The 17,466-nt window shown below is 66.1% G+C and carries 17 protein-coding genes and 1 pseudogene; 10 read left to right on the top strand and 8 right to left on the bottom strand.

Features of this window, described 5'->3' with window-relative positions; genetic code table 11:
- Nucleotides 1-90: 90 nt before the first annotated feature.
- Complete coding sequence (locus OG716_RS02420; RefSeq protein WP_405136060.1) at nucleotides 91-831, bottom strand: TetR/AcrR family transcriptional regulator; 741 nt, start codon at nucleotides 829-831, stop codon at nucleotides 91-93.
- A gap of 104 nt (nucleotides 832-935) precedes the next feature.
- On the opposite strand from OG716_RS02420, the gene OG716_RS02425 reads away from it, so the two are divergent.
- The 7 genes from OG716_RS02425 (at nucleotide 936) to OG716_RS02455 (ending at nucleotide 9,724) form a co-directional block, all read left to right on the top strand.
- A complete protein-coding gene (locus OG716_RS02425; RefSeq protein ID WP_405136061.1) occupies nucleotides 936-1,889 on the top strand; it encodes an ATP-binding cassette domain-containing protein in 954 nt (317 codons plus the stop codon).
- Nucleotides 1,890-1,924: 35 nt separating this feature from the next.
- Nucleotides 1,925-2,653 carry an ABC transporter permease gene (locus OG716_RS02430; RefSeq protein WP_405139473.1) on the top strand — a complete coding sequence of 243 codons (729 nt, stop codon included), beginning with the start codon at nucleotides 1,925-1,927 and terminating at the stop codon, nucleotides 2,651-2,653.
- A 504-nt stretch (nucleotides 2,654-3,157) separates the two neighbouring features.
- The gene (locus OG716_RS02435) at nucleotides 3,158-4,006 is read left to right on the top strand and encodes a lysophospholipid acyltransferase family protein (protein WP_405136062.1); all 849 of its coding nucleotides are present in this window, start codon (nucleotides 3,158-3,160) and stop codon (nucleotides 4,004-4,006) included.
- A gap of 226 nt (nucleotides 4,007-4,232) precedes the next feature.
- A complete protein-coding gene (locus tag OG716_RS02440) occupies nucleotides 4,233-4,802 on the top strand; it encodes a hypothetical protein (protein ID WP_405136063.1) in 570 nt (189 codons plus the stop codon).
- Nucleotides 4,799-5,872, top strand: coding sequence for a PrsW family intramembrane metalloprotease (locus tag OG716_RS02445; RefSeq protein ID WP_405136064.1), 1,074 nt, complete (start codon nucleotides 4,799-4,801; stop codon nucleotides 5,870-5,872). Before OG716_RS02440 ends, OG716_RS02445 begins: the two co-directional genes overlap by 4 nt.
- Before the next feature lie 88 nt (nucleotides 5,873-5,960).
- Nucleotides 5,961-6,827, top strand: a complete 867-nt coding sequence (locus OG716_RS02450) for a hypothetical protein (RefSeq protein WP_405136065.1) — start codon at nucleotides 5,961-5,963, stop codon at nucleotides 6,825-6,827.
- A 374-nt stretch (nucleotides 6,828-7,201) separates the two neighbouring features.
- Nucleotides 7,202-9,724 (top strand): AAA family ATPase, encoded by a 2,523-nt coding sequence (locus OG716_RS02455; RefSeq protein ID WP_405136066.1) that lies wholly within the window; start codon nucleotides 7,202-7,204, stop codon nucleotides 9,722-9,724.
- Here OG716_RS02455 and OG716_RS02460 read toward each other — a convergent pair.
- On the bottom strand, nucleotides 9,655-9,966 hold the full coding sequence (locus OG716_RS02460) for a hypothetical protein (protein ID WP_405136067.1): 312 nt from the start codon (nucleotides 9,964-9,966) through the stop codon (nucleotides 9,655-9,657). The genes OG716_RS02455 and OG716_RS02460 overlap by 70 nt on opposite strands.
- Nucleotides 9,967-10,201: 235 nt before the next feature.
- Between OG716_RS02460 and OG716_RS02465 the strand changes: the two genes are divergently transcribed.
- On the top strand, nucleotides 10,202-11,110 hold the full coding sequence (locus OG716_RS02465; RefSeq protein WP_405139475.1) for a LysR family transcriptional regulator: 909 nt from the start codon (nucleotides 10,202-10,204) through the stop codon (nucleotides 11,108-11,110).
- 97 nt (nucleotides 11,111-11,207) lie between these two features.
- Here OG716_RS02465 and OG716_RS02470 read toward each other — a convergent pair whose 3' ends face one another.
- On the bottom strand, nucleotides 11,208-11,855 hold the full coding sequence (locus tag OG716_RS02470) for a hypothetical protein (protein WP_405136068.1): 648 nt from the start codon (nucleotides 11,853-11,855) through the stop codon (nucleotides 11,208-11,210).
- 151 nt (nucleotides 11,856-12,006) lie between these two features.
- Nucleotides 12,007-12,738 (bottom strand): TetR/AcrR family transcriptional regulator, encoded by a 732-nt coding sequence (locus tag OG716_RS02475; protein WP_405136069.1) that lies wholly within the window; start codon nucleotides 12,736-12,738, stop codon nucleotides 12,007-12,009.
- Nucleotides 12,739-12,827: 89 nt separating this feature from the next.
- Between OG716_RS02475 and OG716_RS02480 the strand changes: the two genes are divergently transcribed.
- Nucleotides 12,828-13,691, top strand: a complete 864-nt coding sequence (locus OG716_RS02480) for an NAD(P)H-binding protein (protein ID WP_405136070.1) — start codon at nucleotides 12,828-12,830, stop codon at nucleotides 13,689-13,691.
- Nucleotides 13,692-13,983: 292 nt separating this feature from the next.
- On the opposite strand, the gene OG716_RS02485 is transcribed toward OG716_RS02480, so the two are convergent.
- Together OG716_RS02485 and OG716_RS02490 are read right to left on the bottom strand one after the other, a co-directional pair.
- Entirely contained in the window at nucleotides 13,984-14,937 is a 954-nt protein-coding gene (locus OG716_RS02485; protein WP_405136071.1) for an EamA family transporter, read from the bottom strand.
- A 281-nt stretch (nucleotides 14,938-15,218) separates the two neighbouring features.
- A complete protein-coding gene (locus OG716_RS02490; protein WP_405136072.1) occupies nucleotides 15,219-15,482 on the bottom strand; it encodes a hypothetical protein in 264 nt (87 codons plus the stop codon).
- A 50-nt stretch (nucleotides 15,483-15,532) separates the two neighbouring features.
- Between OG716_RS02490 and OG716_RS02495 the strand changes: the two are divergent.
- Nucleotides 15,533-15,745: pseudogene (locus tag OG716_RS02495) on the top strand (XRE family transcriptional regulator); the annotation flags it as partial.
- 65 nt (nucleotides 15,746-15,810) lie between these two features.
- Here OG716_RS02495 and OG716_RS02500 read toward each other — a convergent pair.
- Together OG716_RS02500 and OG716_RS02505 are read right to left on the bottom strand one after the other, a co-directional pair.
- A complete protein-coding gene (locus OG716_RS02500) occupies nucleotides 15,811-16,047 on the bottom strand; it encodes a hypothetical protein (protein WP_405136073.1) in 237 nt (78 codons plus the stop codon).
- Between the two features lie 417 nt (nucleotides 16,048-16,464).
- Entirely contained in the window at nucleotides 16,465-17,394 is a 930-nt protein-coding gene (locus tag OG716_RS02505) for a hypothetical protein (protein ID WP_405140300.1), read from the bottom strand.
- Nucleotides 17,395-17,466 lie beyond the last annotated feature (72 nt).

Raw genomic sequence — 17,466 nt, forward strand, 5'->3', positions numbered from 1 at the left:
GAGATGCGATCAGGGTATCGCCGCTGCCTCGGCGAGTCGCGGATCCGAGTCGAGTTCGTGTCGTGTCGCGGAGTGCGAATGAGCCTCGGATCAGGGGCTTGTGGATGTGTATCTGGTGATGAAGTGTTCGTAGCCGTCTAGGAGGCGGTCCAGGGAGAAGCGGAAATCGGCTTCTTCCCAGTGCATGTCGTCATCGTCGAAGGCTCGGTGGGAGAGGGCGCTGGTGATGGCGGGGTAGCGGGTGGGGTCGAGGACCTGGGCGAGGATGGCGGCGTAGTCGGTGTCGCCTTCGGATCGTTGGACGGTGTCCTTGAGGAAGCGGGCGCGGCCGATGACGTACAGCGAAAGGTTCGTCACCATTTGCAATTTGACGGGCTCGGGGAGGGGGGCGTCGGCCATTGCGGTGAGGCCGGCTTCGAGCCAGTCCATATTCTTCGGGCCCAGTGGGGGAGCGCTGATCGGGATGTCGAGCCACCAGGGGTGGACGCGGATGGCACGGAACTCGCCCCAGGCCCAGGCTTCGAGCCCGGCGCGCCAGCCGGCATCGGCCGGTAGCGCGGGGGGTGCGCCGACGAGGCGGTCGAGCAGGAGCTCGACGAGTGTCTCCTTGCTGTCCACGTAGCGGTAGAGGGACATGGTGGTGAAGCCGAGTTGTTTGGCGACGCGGCTCATCGAGAGTGCGGCGTAGCCTTCGGCATCGGCAACGGCGATCGCGGCCTCGAGGATCTCGTCCAGGCTCATACCGCGTTTCGGGCCGCGGCTGCCGGGATCGTCGAGGTCCCACAGCAGTCTGACCAATTTGGGCAGGGCCTGCTCCTCGGGCGTCTCCATGCGACCTCCTGTCTTCGTTGTCTCCACACATCTTGCGTCATCCAAGAAACTGTGTAGCCTATAAACAGAGTGTACGACATAAACAGTTTCTGATCGGGGACCCCATGACATCCACCAGCCTCCGGCCCGCCATCGAAGTGTCCGGGCTGACCAAATCCTTCGGGCAGCACCCGGTGCTGCGCGGCGTCGATCTGAAAGTTCCTGCCGGAACAGTCTTTTCGCTGCTCGGGCCGAACGGCGCGGGTAAGACCACCATAGTCCGAATTCTCGCCACCCTGGGCAGGCCCGACGGCGGCGAGATCCGGGTCGGCGGCCACGATCCGGTGCGCGAGCCCGATGCGGTGCGCGCGATCATCGGGGTGACGGGGCAGTCGTCCGCGGTCGATCCGATCCTGACGGGGGAGGAGAACCTGCGACTCGTGGGCCGGCTGCTGCATCTCGGGGCGGCCGAAACCGCAAAGCGCACAACACGATTGCTCAAGCAGTTCGATCTGGTCGAAGCCGCGCCCAAGCGCACCGGCTCCTACTCCGGCGGTATGGTGCGCCGGCTCGATCTGGCTATGAGCCTGATGGGCGAGCCGGCCATCGTCTTCCTCGACGAGCCGACCACCGGCCTCGATCCGCGCAGCCGCCGCGAGCTGTGGTCGGTCATCCGCGGTCTGGTCAGCGACGGTGTGACCATTCTGCTCACCACCCAGTACCTGGATGAGGCCGATCAGCTCGCGGACCGCATCGCGGTGCTCGACGACGGCCGGATCGTGGCCGAGGGCACCGCCGATGAATTGAAGCGGCTCGCTCCCGGCGGTCACATCCGCCTGAGCTTCGCCGACGAGCAGGGTCTGGCGGCGGCCGCGCGAGCGGTGCCCGCCGCGGAGATCGATGCCGAACAGCTGGTGCTGGCGGTGCCCTCGGACGGCAGTGTCGGTGATATCCGCAGGCTGCTCGATCGTTTCGACGATCACGATCTCACCATCGGTCAATTGGCCATTCACACACCGGATCTCGACGATGTCTTCTTCGCGCTGACCGGCAATTCCTCGAAAGGCGCACAGCTGTGAGCACTCTGGTTCGCGCGGCCCAGGATTCGACCACCATGGTCGGCCGCAATCTCCGGCATACGCTCCGCAGTCCGGACACCATGATCATGACCTTCTTGATCCCGCTGATGATCCTGCTGATGTTCGTCTACGTCTTCGGCGGCGCGATCAATGTCAGCGGCGCGTACATCGACTATGTGGTGCCCGGAATCATCCTGCTGTGCGCGGGTTTCGGCTCCGCGTCCACCGCGGTCGGCGTCTCCACCGATATGCACAATGGCATTGTCGATCGGTTTCGCACCATGGCGGTCTCGCGCTCCTCGATGCTCACCGGGCACGTGATCGAAAGCGTACTGCGCAATCTGATCACCACCGGTCTGGTGATCGTGGTCGCGGTGGCCCTGGGCTTCCGGCCCACCGGCGACCCGATGCGCTGGCTCGCCGTGCTCGGAGTGCTCGCGCTGTACATTCTGGCGCTGTCGTGGCTGGCGGCCGCACTGGGCCTGCTCGCGCCGAATCCGGAGGCGGCCAATGGATTCACCTTCAGCTTCATGTTCCTGCCTTACGTCAGTAGCGCTTTCGTGCCGGTGCACACCCTGCCGACCTGGCTGCGCGGTTTCGCCGAACATCAGCCCGTCACCTCCGTCACCGAAACCGTCCGCGGCCTGCTCATGGGCACACCGATCGGTGACAATGCCCTGACAGCCGTAATCTGGTGTGCCGGAATCGGTCTGGTGGGTTACCTGGCGGCCGGCGCGCTCTACCGCCGCCGCGGCACGAACTGAATCGAGGAACGCGACCGCATCCATCGGAGGGGCCCGGGACATCCGGACCCTTCCGATATTCGTCTACACGGATATGCGCATCTGACTATGTCTTGCGGTCCTGTCAACCCGGGGGAGCTCCTTACGTCAGGTGCGTATGCGCCCAGTTGCATTGCAACACAAGATCATCGCCACGACGCAAAGAGTCGGAGCGAATGTGCATCTTAGGGTCGAGGTACCCACCTTCGCTGGAATCACGCCGGGGATGTTGGGTTTCGCACACTTCCTAACAAGCAATTGCTTGGGTTGATAACCTCGAAAGGGCAGGAGGACGGTGACGGGCACAGGTCGCAACGTTGCGACGCACACGCACTGCCAAACTGGATCGCTCTACGCGACCGTCGGGACTATCAATGGGGATGTGGGCCGGGGGCAATTGAATTCGGTTCGACGTCGCTCGATCAGCGTCAGTGTGTAGTCGCGTGCCGCCCGTCTCCGGCAAGGCAATACGACAGGAACACACCCATGAGTAATACGACGGTACTTCCCGACCCGAACCACCCGCTGCTTCCGGTGGCCCGGGCCTACACCAGTTACTTCACGCCGAAGGTGACGGGCATCGAGAATCTGCCGGCATCCGGACCGGCGCTCGTGATCGGCAATCACTCGTCGATCTACTGGGCGCCCGAGGTGTGGATCACCTTCATGGCGGCCCTGGACCGCCGCCCGAATGAGCCCACCTACGGTGTGGCGCATGAAATCCTTTTGCGCGCACCGGGTCTCGGTGACACGCTGCGCACGTTCGGTGTGATTCCGGCTTCGCAGGAGGCGGCCACGAACGGGCTCAAGGACGGCGGCGCGGTCATGGTCTATCCGGGCGGGGACTGGGAGGCGTGCCGCCCCTGGACCGATCGCGGCAAGGTGGATTTCGCCGGCCGCAAGGGCTTCATTCGGCTGGCGCTCAAAATGGGCGTGCCGGTGATCCCGGCGGTCGCCAACGGCGGCCACGATTCGATCTTCGTTCTGAGTCGCGGTGAGCGCACCGCCAAACTGCTCGGGCTGGACAAGCTGGTGCGCGCCAAGGTGTTTCCGTACACCGTCGGCCTGCCCTTCGGAGTGGCGCCGATTCTGCCGCAGATCCCGCTGCCCTCGCATGTGGACGTGAGCTTCCTGCCCGCGCTGGATTGGTCGACGCAGCCGGGTGATCCGGAGGATACGGATCTGGTCGAGGGCTGCTACGAGGAGACCCTCTCGACCATGCAGACCGAACTCGACCGGCTCCGGGCCGCGACCCCCAATCCGGTGCTGACCGGAGTGAAGAACCATGTGGCCGGCCTGCCGGGCCCGCTGTCGGGGCTGGCGAATCTGTTCTAGCCACAGCACGCGAATCTGTTCTGGCAACAGCACGGTACGCGGTGCGAATTCGGCTCTCGGAGAACTGCTCCGGGAGCCGAATCCATGGGTGGGCACCGGCGTGCATCCACGGTCGTTGCGCCGGCATGTGGTTAACTCGCGACAATCGTAAGTGCCCGGCCACCGATCCCATTCGGGCGCGTGCCGCTGTGGTCGGCGTACCGCACGGACCGGGAGGCTGGAACTGATGGTGCGTCTTGTTCATTCGGTGCTGCCCGCGCTGGCGACTGTCGGTGCGCTGGCCGCGATCGCGGTGGTGCCCGCGGTACTGAACGCCGTGGTGCCGACCCGGGAAACCGATGTCGCCGCCGGCACCCACATCACGCTGACCGCCACCGGATTCGGCTCGCTGGACGCGAACGCGGATCCGAACAATGCGGTCACCTTCGCGGTCCCACAGGCCATGCGCCGCATTGCCACCGGCGACGAGTCCAGGGCGCTGTTCCGCTCCGAGGACGGTGAGACGCGGCTCGGCCTCTCCGCGGTCTACGGCATCACCGACTTCGATACCGCGGGCCCGCGGATGCTGCTGCCGATCCGCGCGAGTGATCCGAAAGCGCATTTCGACGGCGGCACCGTCGATGCGGGTTCCTTTCACGGACTGCTGTGTGTGCTGCCCAAGGTGACGGGCGGGGTGTGCGCGGTGGCCGACAGCGGTGGTGTCGGGGTGACGATCACCGTCAGCGGTTCGACCCCCGAAGCGGGTCGCGCGCTCATCCAGGCCGTCCTCGAATCGAGCAGGGCGGTGCAGGCATGAGGTGGTTCCAGCCGCGCTCGGCCCTGTTCTGGGTGTACTGCTGTGCGGTGGTTCTCGGGCCGGTGTGGTTCGTGCTCCAGGCGGCGGGCCTGTTCTGGTTCGGCGGCACACCGGCATTGGCGGCATTGCCGATCACCGCGCTGACACTGTTCGTTTTCGGGGCGATCCTGTTCGCGCTGGACCCGTTTCGGGCTCGTCGCAGGCTGGTCGCCCCGATCGTCATGGGTTTCCTCTGGGGTGTCACCGTCTGGCCAGGGATGGCGTTGTGGGCCAATGACAATGTCACCACGGTGATCGCGAATCTGGCGGGGGACCGGTTCGCGATCAGCTGGCAGTCGGCCATCGCCGCGCCCATCGACGAGGAGTTCATCAAGGTCATCGGTATCGCGGTGGTCGCGGTGCTGTTCCGCCCGCTGCTGACTCGTCCGATACACGGTCTGCTGATCGGCGGCTTCGTGGGTCTGGGCGCGCAGATCGCCGAGGACGTGCTCTACAGCGCGCAGACCGCGCTGGCCGCACCGCAGGAGCCGGTGGCCGATGTCCTCATCGTGGCGGTGCTGCGGCTGCTCACCGCCTTGACCTCGCACTGGGCGATGTCGGCGCTCGCCGGTGTCGGCGTGGTGCTGCTGCTCATCCGGACCGATCGGTCCTGGGGCTGGAGGGTGGGTGTTTTCGCGCTCTTCTACGGCCTGGCCGTGGCCATGCACGCCATCTTCGACGCGCCGCGGTCGCACGGTCCCGCCCTGGTGGTGCTGGCGCTGCCGGTCGTGGTCGATCTCATCATCTTCGGCCTGGCCTACCGCTGGGTGCTGGGCACCGAACGGAAATGGCTGCGCGCCACCATTTCTCAGCCGATCGCCCGCACCCTGGGTGCGGAACCTCAGCTGGCGCAGCTGCTTACCCGCCGCAGTCGGCGGAAAGCCCGTGCCGGTCTTCGGTATTCGATGCGGATGACTCGTCCGCAGGCTCGTCGGTTCGAGCGCGATCTGATCGATCGGGTCGCGGCGCTGTCGGATTATCGGCCGCCCCCGAATCCGGTCTGGAACTATCAGCAAACCCCGCCGCGCTGACGTCGCGAGGGCCGCTACCACCCGGTGTGGAAAATCACGAGCGTGCCGGTTGCCTGCTAGTAGTGCACTGAACGCTAGCTTGGTTGCTATGAGTGACGGCAATTCGCTACCCGATCCGCCGGGGTTCGATCATGCGCAGGAGCTACTGGACAGACGTCAGCAAGCTCTGTGCAACTACCTGGCGGCCAGTGGTGATGTCGCGGCCAGCCGCATTCGCGCCAATCTCGGCGGGTGGCGGCGCTGGTTGCACCGGTTACCGGGTGCGCCGATCGCCAATGCGTCGGGTCGCCGCGATGTGCTGCTGCGCGAGCTGGCCCAGCACGGCGTGGGTGCGGACGATCGCCGCTGGGGCGTGCTGTCCGGCGGCTATCTGCGCAGCCGTGATGCCGTGGTCGGTCTGGAATCCACCCTCGCCGAGCTCACCGCCGAGTACGAGCCGACCGCACCGCACTGGGTCCGGCAACTGCGGGTGATCACCGACAACAGCGCGGATGCGCGTCCCCTGGCCGCGCTCGGCGACCGGATCGCCGTCTCGGATCTCACCGAGCAGCTGCTCGCCGTGACCCGCGCCGCCCCCGACGACGGCGCGAGAACACGACTGGCCGACCACCTGCCCGGCGTACTGCGCCCCCTGCCGTCGGATATCGAAACCCTGCGCCGCAGTGACCATCTCGTCGACGTGGTGTTCGACGTGTACGCCGACACCATCAAACTCGACAACATCACGGTCAATCCCGAACTGCGCGGCACCGGCCTGGGCACCGCGACGCTACAGCACCTGTGCCGCGCCGCCGACGCCCATCACCTGTACATCGTCGGCCAGCTGGTCCCCACCTACCGCGATGACGATTCGGCCGTTCCCCGGCTCGCGGCCTGGTGCCGGCAGCACGGGTTTGTCGTCAACGAGCGCCTGGGCGGCCGCATTTCGCGCACCCCCGCCAGCGTGTCCTCGTAACCGCTCTCAGCGCGCCTCGATGCCTTGCCGAGGACAACGCTCCCGATGGTCGGCACCAGAATGGCCGCCGCCCTGTGATTCCCGATTATTTCGCCCTTGCCCGAAACATGGCCTCGGCGTGTGTAAGCGGCATCACCCATTTCGGGTGACCCGGGCGTGCAGTATTTGACGGACATGGACACACCAAGATCAAACGGATTCACTGTCATAGCACTCCCATCCGGTAAATTCGCCCATGCAGCTGCGTTGGCGAAGTATCGGCTCTCGGTGCAGGAGGCACGGTGACAATTCCGTTGGTTCGGCCGTCTGGCGTTCCGATTCCGGCATTTCCAACAATTTCCCGGCCGACTCTGGAGAAACGTCTCGATAGTGCTGTGGATACGGCCAATACGAGTGTGCTGCTGATTTGCGCGCCCGCCGGTAGCGGCAAGTCCGTACTGCTGGCGGACTGGCTCGAGCACCGCGACGGCGGCCAGTATCCCCGCACCGGTGTCGCCTGGTGCACGGTCACCGATGAGATGAACGAGGGCACCGCCTTCTGGGCCGCGCTGCGCCACGCGCTCGGCGTCACTCGCACCGACGCGCCGCGCCGCATGATGCCCGGCACGCAGATCTCCGATGCCGTCGCACTGGGCGCGGCGCTGGCCAGTCATGCCGCCCCGACGGTGCTGGTGATCGACGATGCGCATCTGCTCACCGATGCGCGGGTGCTCGCGGGACTCGAACACTTCCTGCAGAATTCGCCGCTGACCGTGACCACGATCATCTCCGGCCGGGTCGCGCCGCCGCTGCGCTGGCATTCGCTCGATCTGCGCGGCGGCCTGACCCGGCTCGGCTTCGACGATCTCACCCTGACCACCGGCCAGATCGCCGAGCTGTGCGGGCAGCACGGCTGCCGTCTCACCGATGCCGAACTCGCGATCGTGCAGGAGCTGACCGAGGGCTGGCCCGCGCTGGTCCGGATCGTCGCCAGTCAGCTCGCCGACCATCCGGACGAGCAGGGCGCCGCGCTCACCGCGCTGGCCCGCGCACCGCATGCCGTATCCGATTATCTGGCCGATGAATTCATCACCGATCTTCCGGTGCATCTGCGAATGTTCCTGACCTACACCAGCATTCTCGACACCTTCACCGAATCGCTGGCCGACGCACTGGTCGGCGACGGCGCCGAGCATGCGATGCACGAGCTCGGGCGCCTGGAATTCCCGCTCACCAGCACGCTGAGCGATGGCGAGCAGTGGTTCGAATATCACCCGATCCTGCGCTGCCACTTTCGCGCCGAGGCGTATCGGCTGGGCCGGGAGAACCGCTCGGAGCTGCATATTCGGGCTGCCGACTGGTTCCGGGACATGGGCATGCGGTCGCAGGCGCTGCATCAGCTGCTCGAGGTGCCCGATCGCGGCGCGCTGACCGAGTTCCTGTCGGACGCGGGTATGGCCATGGTGCTCGACGGTGACGGCGCCGACCTTTTCGGACAGCTGCAGCGCTCCCAGCCCGCGCTCGCGGACGATCCGTTCCTGTGGCTGCTGCGGGTGGTGACCGCGCTGTCCGACGGCGATACCGCCGATGCGCCGGCCTATCTCGCGGTCGCCCGGGCCCGCGGTGAGCAGTGCGAATCCTTCGTGCCCGTCTGCTGGCTCGATTCACTCACCCTGGCCATCACCGCCGATATCGCGGTATCGGGTGGTATCGGCCTGGGCGACTTCGAGATTCCCGAATCGATTCCCTCCACCGGCCAGGCGGATATCGACTGCTATGCGGCCATCCAGACCGCGACCGCGCTGGTCGCTCGCGGTGAGGTGGAGCGCGGCGAGCAGTTGCTGAAATCCGGTCTGGCGCTGGCCGAGCATGCCGGGCGACCGCGCCTGGCCATTCACGCGGTGACCCGGCTGGCCCTGGCGGCCGGTGTGGTCGGCGCGGTCACCACCATGCGGGAGCGGGCCGAACGCAGTCTCGCCATTGCCACCGCGCACGACGTACCGCTGAGCGCCGACACCACGCAGGCCATGACGTTGGCAGCGCTGGGCGCGTATCTGCATGGCGAGGAACCGAATCCGGACTACATCGGCGCCGCGCTGGCCGGCCACGCCCGCCGGGACGGTTCGATCGGCCCGGTCGGCGGCTGCCATGCGCAGGTGGTCGGGCTGCTGCTGCAGTTCGAGCGCGCCGCCGACAAGGGCGCCGCGGCCGAGGCCGTGCGGCACGGTCTGCTCGAACTGCTGGTCAAACATCCGGCGCCGGTGACCAGCAGCGGCCTGATCCCGCACGCGGTTTGGGTGATGCTGCGGGTACACGAGCCGCACGGCGCGCTGCTATTGGTCGAGCGGGCGCGCGCCGCCATAGGCGACACCCCGGAGATCACGGTGGCCCGGGCCGCCCTGGCGCAGGCCGCCGGTCGGCCGATCACCGCACGGGCGCTGCTGGATCCGCTGCTCGCGACCGCGGACAGCCTGCACCCCGTCACCGCGATTACCGGATGGTTGCTGAATGCCCTGTCGCAGCAGGATTCGAGTACGCCGGCAAAGGTGCACAGCAGTATCGAGAAAGCGCTGCGAACCGCTGCGCCGGAGCGAATTCTGCGCCCCTTCTTCGATATTCCGCACGCCGTCGATCTGCTCGATACGTATGCGGGCCGATTCGGCAACTACGACGCCTTCGCCGAGCTGATTCGCCGGCACCCCAATTCCCGGCAGCGGGCCTCGAATCCGCCGCTCACCGATACCGAGATGGTGGTGTTGGAGCAGCTGCCGTCCGGTCGCACCGCACCGCAGATCGCCGCCGACCCGGGGGTGTCCATCAATACGGTGAAAACTCATCTGCACGGCATCTATTCGAAGGTGGACGCCAATTCGCGACTGGGCGCGATGGATCGCGCCCGGCATTCGGGGTGGCTCTGATCCAGGCGCTTCCGGCCGGTGGTTCGGTGGGTGATCCGGTGGTGTGCTGCCAATAGGCGGGGCACCACCAGGTACACCGCGCTGGGAACGACGACCGCGGTGAGCACGAGTGCCCGCAGCACCGGCGGCCAGGTCGTGCTGAACGGCGCCATGAGCGTCATGCCCACGGCGACCATCGGGAAGATGGCCAGCCAGGTGATCATGGCTCGAACGTGCACCGACGGGGTGGGTCCAGCAGTCATTTCGACTCCGTTCGAAGTGTCGATTGCGCACGGGCGCAGGTCTTCTCATGGTGGCGGGTCGGCACCCGTCCCGACTTCCACCGACGTCCGGACGCCGGGGAGAGGGGGCGGGTTGCCGCCCTGGGCCCGCATCGATCATCGGCGACGTGCGGTGCGCGGGTCAATCCTCGGGTTGGCTTGGGATTCCCCAAGATCGGGCTTGGGAGGGGCGGGCTCTACGGTGGCAGATGTGCGCATGACCTTCGATGATCTGCGGGTGTTCGTGGCCGTCTGCCAGGCGGGCAGCCTCAGCGCGGTCGCGCGCGAGCTGTCCTGCTCCCAATCCGCGGTGAGTCAGCATGTGAAGCGGCTCGAACAGGCTACCGGCGTAAGGCTTTTGGAACGAGGACTGCACGGCGTGACGCCCACGCCGGAGGGGCTGGTGCTGCAAGCGGCGGCCAGCGACGGGATCGCCGGACTGGATTCGGCCCTGCGGCAGCTCGGCGAATCCGCCCGCGGTGAGGCCGGATCGGTACGGGTCACCACGGGTGCGACGACGATCCGGCACTTCATGTCGGATGCGATCATCGATTTCCGGCAGCGCTTTCCGCGGGCGACACTGGATTTTCGCACGATAATCTCCAGCCGCAGCTGTTTCGATTGGCTCACCGAGGGCGCGGTCGATCTGGCCTGGGTGACGATTCACGGATCGGTGCACGGCATCGAACAGCGGCCCGTCATGGAGCTGCCCTGGGTGCTGGCCGTTCGCGAGGACGATCCGCTCGCCGGCCGATGTTCGATCATGCCCGCCGATCTCGCCGATATCCGCCACATACGGCTGCCCGACAATTCCGCGTCCCGAATCCACCTCGATGCCGCGCTGACTCGGCTGGGCGTCCGGCTCACCTCGGAAACCGGTGTCACCGACTGGAATACCGCCGTGCTGCTCGCCGAACTCGGTGTCGGGCACGCCGTGGTGCCCGATCTCCCGTATGCCGCCGGAGCATCGACGACCCCGCTGCGATTCCTGCCGCTGCCGTACATCCCGCCGCTGCCGGTCGGGTGGGCGGTCCGCCGCTGGGAAGCGCTCACTCCGTTGGCGCGCGCCTTCGCCGATATGGTCGATCACCAGTGCCGGACCTATCAGCGCGACCGCGCCCGGTGAGGCGGTTCGGTCCAGGACGGTGGGAACCAGCGCTACCGCACGGTACCGATCGGCAGTACCCGCTGATCCGGCTCAGTCCGCGCTGATCGCCGCGTACTCAGCAGAAGGTGATGACGGTGCGGTTCTCGATGGAGACGCGGGCTGCCTCGAAGAGGAGCAGCCACGTCTCCTTCTCGCGGTACAGCGGGCTGTCGTCATCGAATTCTTCACACAGCCGATCGATTTCGGTCTGGGACAACTCGCCGTCGACGAGTGTGATCCCGAGATACGGTGCGACATAGACGAGTTCACGCAGCAGTGCATTGCTCGATCCGACCATGCCTCCGGGTAGACCCGAATCATCTTCAGGGAAGAGAACTTCCGTGAAATCGACCGGTACGTAATAGCCTTCGCAGTCCGAGTGGCAGAGCAGATGCGACTCGAACATATAGGTGAGCTGATCGACCGCCGGATCGTCGGCGGGATTCTCGTCGGCGGCGACCGGTGTCAGCGCCTCATCGGGCTTCTCATGCGCCCGCGCATACGCGCGCCGCAGATAGTGCACGAAGCTGTAGGGAACACCGCCCAGCCGACTCCGCATGCTCGCGGCCCCACGCACCTCCGACTCGGTGTGTGCCGGAAGTCCTTCCCCGGCAAGCAGATCATTGATCGCAGCGAACTGTTCGCGCAGATATTCGAGGTGCTCGGGGTCGTCACCGTCCTTCAGCGCATCAGCGAGTACGTGCGTTGCCACAGCCAGCCCCATGCGCACGAGGCTAGCGTGCCCGGGTGGGTGCCGCCAATGCTCGATATCGCAGCCGTGCTGCGTGATTGGGTCATGCGCCGCCGCGCGTATCGGCACATCGAATGCGTCCGGGTGTGCTCGCATCGGGCGGCGGCCGCGTTTGTCGCCGGCCTCAGGCCGGTCGGCCACCCTGCTGCGGAGTGGTAGCCCGGTCCAGCCATTCCGACATCAGCGCGCGTTCGGTCGCGGTGAGCATCGGCAGTTCCGGCACCACCGTGCGGAAGGCGACCGCGGCCGCCAGCGGACTGTCCTGGGCCAGGGCGGGCGCATCGGTGAGGATCGACCGCATCACCGCGTCGAACATGGCGTCCGCGAGATCAGGATCCCGATCCTGCTCCGGCATGGACAGCAGCGTGAGAACCGTGCCCGTGCCCGCGGCGCGAATCAGTTCTGCCGCGCGGCGCTCGGGCACTCGGAGCCGGCCGATCACCGCCACTCGATGCACCCGTGCGCGTAGCACCGCCGCGCCCGCGGTATTGGCCGCGGACGTTCCGGGATTGCGTGCCGGATCATTGATCAGCCCGAACAGCGCCGCATTGGCCAGCCCGAAGCCGATATGCGTGTCCCAGCCCGCGCGCAGCGCCACGACCGGGTCGCTGTCGTCCTCGGCGAGCTTCTTTCCGGCGATATAGGCGGCGAAGACGTGCTCGGTGACGGCATCGAGCAGTCCGTCCTTATCGCCGAACAGCCGATAGATCGTCGGTGCCTGCATACCGGCCGCCTGGGCGACGGCGCGCGTGGTGACAGCCGCCGCACCGTGCTCGTGAATGAGCCGCGCCGCGACCTCCACGAGCTGTGCGCGCGTCTCGTCCCTGTTGCTACCGGCTGTTTTGGCGTCCGACATGTAACAACGATAACGCATCGTTGCTATCGTTGAATTATCAGTGATAACATATTGATAATTCCAGTGATAACAGTTGAAAGAAGCGGATCATGATCATCGTTACCGGTGCCACGGGCACCCTCGGCTCCCAGATAGTCCAGCAGTTGCTCGAGCGGATTCCGGCGGACCGCGTCGGTGTCAGCGTTCGCGATACCGCCCGCGCCGCAAACCTCGCCGCACGTGGTGTGCGCGTTCGGCAGGGCGACTTCGCCGACCCGGATTCCCTTGCGCCGGCATTCGAGGGCGCCACGCAGGTGCTGATCGTCTCGTCCAACGAAACCGGTGGTTCCGCGGTCGCTCAGCACACCGCGGCGATCGATGCCGCCCGCGCCGCGGGCGCCGGGCGCATCCTCTACACGAGTCATCAAGGCGCAGCGGCCGATTCGTTCTTCGCCCCCATGTCCGACCACGCCGCCACCGAGCGCTACCTGGCCGAAACCGGTACCCCCTACACATCGCTCCGCAACGGTTTCTACGCCAGCACCGTCCCCCTGCTGCTGGGCCGCGCCCTCGAAACCGGCGAACTCGCCGCCCCCGCCGACGGGCCGGTCTCCTGGACCGCCCACCGCGACCTCGCCGCCGCCACCGCCCGCATCCTCGCCGAAGAATCCCGATTCGACGGCCCCACTCCACCGCTGACCGCACCGAATGCCCTGGACCTCAAAGACATTGCCGAAATCCTCACCGACCTCACCGGCCGTCCCATCCACCGGGTTGTGATGGACGACGAAGAGTGGGTAGCCGGTTTGATCGAACACGGCCTTCCCGCACCCCGGGCGGCAATGTTGCTGGGCATGTTCCACGCCTCCCGAAACGGCGAATTCTCCACCACCGGAGCAACTCTCAGCAGCCTCCTGGACCGCACCCCCACCTCGCTGCGCACGCTCCTCGCCGGACTCATCACCTCGAACTGACCCGTACCTCCGTGTCTGTCGCCAGGGTCTGTGCCTCGACCGCGCGTCCGGTCATAGCCAAACCGAATTTTATGAAACATCTGTCTTCCAGAAGTTTGCTGGGCTAGGTTCACGCCTACGCCGGACAATCGGCGGAGGAGATAGCGGAGGACATCGTGGAATTTCTTGGCTCTGTCGCCGGGCTCGCCCAAATGATCATCGGCACCATTCTCGCCAACACCGGATCGGGTGGTTCCGGCTCCGGCTGGTGAGCTCGGGCGGATCGGCTCGCTGCTCGCGAGCCGATCACCCACTATTGCCACTCTCGATTCTCGGTAACGCGAGCGGCCTCGGACATGTTCAGCTGCACCAGCATTGCGCCGATCAGCATGATCGCCACCCCGACGATCTGCATCGGCCCGAGTGACTGGCCGAGCAGTAGCCAGGCCAGCGCCGCGGCGACCAGCGGTTCCACCACGGCCAGTACGCTGGCCGACGCCGAGGGGAGATCGCGCAGGGCACGAAGCCCGGCCAGGTAGGGCAGCACGGTCCCGGCGAGAGCCAGGACCAGCAGCACCAGCCACACCGGCGTGTGCAGGCCACCCAGCACAGTCGGCGCGGTGAGTAATCCCGCGGGCAGTGTCCAGGGCGGGGTGAATACCGTCACCGCCACTGCGCCGATGGCCAGCCCGGCCGCAGTCAGCCCGATCGAGTCATGCTTGCTCGCACCGTGTTCGCCGAGCAGGAAGTACCCGGCCGAGCAGATCGCCGAGCCCAGCCCGGCGGCCACACCGAGCATGTCCAACCGGTCGCCCTGCCAGATCTGCGCGACCAGGCCCAACCCGGCCACGGCCGACCCGATGCCCAGCCACACCGCCCCCGGCAGTCGAGTGCGCCGCACTATCTGCACCCAGAGCGCCACCAGCGCCGGTGCAAGATTGACCAGCACCATCGCCACCCCGACCGGAACCCGTTCCACCGCAACGAAGAACAGCAGTTGCACACCTGCGACGCCGAGAATCCCGTAGCCGAGCAGCGGCCACAGATCGGCACGGCGGAAGCGCAGCGCCCGCGGCCGCACCACCGCGACGAGCGGCACCAGCAGACCCGCCGCCAACACGATCCGCGCCGAAGTCACCGCCGCCGGAGGCCAGCCCGCCACCATCACCGCTTCGGCCAACGGCCCGGAACCGGCGAACAACACCCACGAGGTCAGACTCCACCCGATCGCCCGGCTTCGGATCGATACCCGCCCAGCCGTTTCCATCCTCACCACCGTTGCAGTGTGACCACGTGATCACGGACCGCACCACCGGATTTCCCCACCACCTGCTCTCCCGGTCACCAACGTCCGCGCGGTTCGTGACCGCACAGGCCGCGCCGCCACCGTATGCCCCTCTCCCGCAACCGAAACAACGCTCACCAGGAACTGAGGGCCGTAAACGTCGAGAAGATCCCGCCACCAGTTCCTGGTCGGCGCTACGTTTCGCGTCACCGTCATGGGCGGGTACACGGGATCTGGATTTGCTGACACCACGATCGGCACCGTCAGCTCGGGGCGGCGATGTGGAGTGCGAATCCGCTGGTGCCGTGGGGTTCTCGACCCGGTACCAGCTCTGAACCGTCCTGGTAGGTCAGGCCCGTGTAGTCGCCGCCCGATTCCGAGCGGTAGGGGATCGGTTCGGCGGTGAACGCGGTCGCGAGGTGTTGCCGGTAGCTGTCGGCGATCTCGGTGTAGCGCTGGTCGTTCAGGTGGACGGCACTGTGTGCGACGAACGGGGGCAGGACATCGCAGCCGGTGAAGGACAGCACGCCGTGGCAGACCGCAGCCGACCAGCTATCCGGGCACGGTTCGCCCGCAACTGCGCAGGCTGCTCGACTCCATGTCGGACTATCCGGCGCTGATTCTCAACCATCGCATCGACGTGCTGGTCTACAACCGGCTGGCCGGTCTGCTGTACTGCGATCTGGATCAGATGCCGGTAGCCGAACGCAATCTGGCCAGGATGGTCTTTCTCGACGCCGACCGCTTCGAGCTGTACGCCGATCGATCCTCGTGCACCGCCGACAGTGTGGCCGACCCCCGCCCCGCACCCGTTTTGTATGGGCTCCTGCCACCAACGCATCGTCAGAGCCGTTGTCATCGAGCACTCCTATCAGCGGGAGCATCGGGCGGAATAAACCACCGCGCGAAGGTCTGCTCGGGCGACACGGTAATGACATCAGCGACCGCGAGCAGCTCCGGAGGCAGATACCCCTCGAAATGGTCGATCCCAGGTATAACCACCGCTTCGGCGTCGATGGCGCGAACAGCATCGATCACCCGCTGCGTCGGATCATCAGTGCGCGCACTGAATACGACAGTCTTCGCCAGCACATACCCGAGTCGCCTTGCGAGGCTACGGATTTGAATCTCATCCCAAGGCTGGCGAGAGCGAGATACGTCCGAGCGTAAATAGCCTATGGCAGTAGGTATTTCGAGCACAATCACCACCCCCTTGCGATCGGCAGGAACGTGCGATCGGCGGCCAGCCGCGCCTGAAGGTCGGCGACGGTCGTTGCAGCGCAGCGGCGCGGCCGGTATATGTTGTGGCGCAAAGCTAGCCCGGTCGCGAACATGACCGTAGCGAGTGTCAGAGCAGCGAGTGTCAGAGCAGCGACGTATTCCATTTCCCGATTCCTCCCGGCCCCAGATGGTCATCGTTCGCACCGAACGAGTGGTGCTGCCGATGACGGTAGAGCCGTGGTCGGGAGGTAACCCGGTCTCGGAGACCGGGTTACCCGGCGGACCGGGTCAGGTATCCATGCCCAGGCGGTCGGCCAGGGCCGCAGCTTGGGTTCGATTAGTCGAGCGTGCGCTGTGCAGCAGACGCCGCACCATTTCCTGCGCTGCGGGGCAGTGATCGAGGTCTTCGGGTGCTACTCGCTCGGCGTCGAGCAGATGCAGGAGTGTTCCGGTTTCCTCGCGGCGTAACTCGTATGCCCGAGCCAGGTCGAGGGCAAAGGTGAAACGCCTTTCTATCGACGGGCATTCGCTTGCATCGAGCTGATCTGCGATTCGTAGCGCTTCGATCGCGTCGCCGGCCTGAAGTTCGATCGCTATTGCGTGAAGCTCGACATTGAGTGGACTGAACATGGTGTGCCCGACATTGCCTGCCGGTTGTGAGCGCACTGCGATCGGATGCACCGTGCTCAGCCGGTCCCTCGCTTCCCAAAGTCGGCCCGCACGTGCTTCGGCAACTGCTGCAACAAGTTGCAGGGCACCCGTCATTGCGATCGCGGCAGGGGTCGGACCGGCTTCGGTGATCACACTGCCGGCCGCGAGCGTGGTGAGTTCGATCGCCGCCTCATGCTCGCCTGCCATCAGCAGTGTGTGACCGAGATTCCACCGTGCAACCGCAAGGCGAATGGGGTCGTCGGCGTCCTCGGCCGAGCGTAAACCGCGGTCTGCCACCAAGAATGACAGATCGGTGCGCTCCACTCTTCGTGTGACGGTGCGTAGCAACCCGTAGAGATCGCTCGCGACAGTGGCTATCTGCCTGCGCTGGGGACCTCGTCGGAGGCTGCGGAGCGTCGCTTCGGTGTCGCGGATCAATGCAGGCAGCGTCGGCAACAGCCCGCTGTAGCGGTGACGGCTGATCTGCCAGGTCTTCCAGGCGTGATCGATACGGGTGGCTAGCTCGTCGACATCGACCGGATCACCGCCGCCGGACATCAGCGCCAAAGCGAGACGATCACCACTTCCGGATACCAGCCTTGTTGTGTCCGAGGGGGTGTCGCCGAGTAGCGCACCCGG

The organism is Nocardia sp. NBC_01388 (assembly GCF_045040085.1).
GTDB lineage: Bacteria > Actinomycetota > Actinomycetes > Mycobacteriales > Mycobacteriaceae > Nocardia.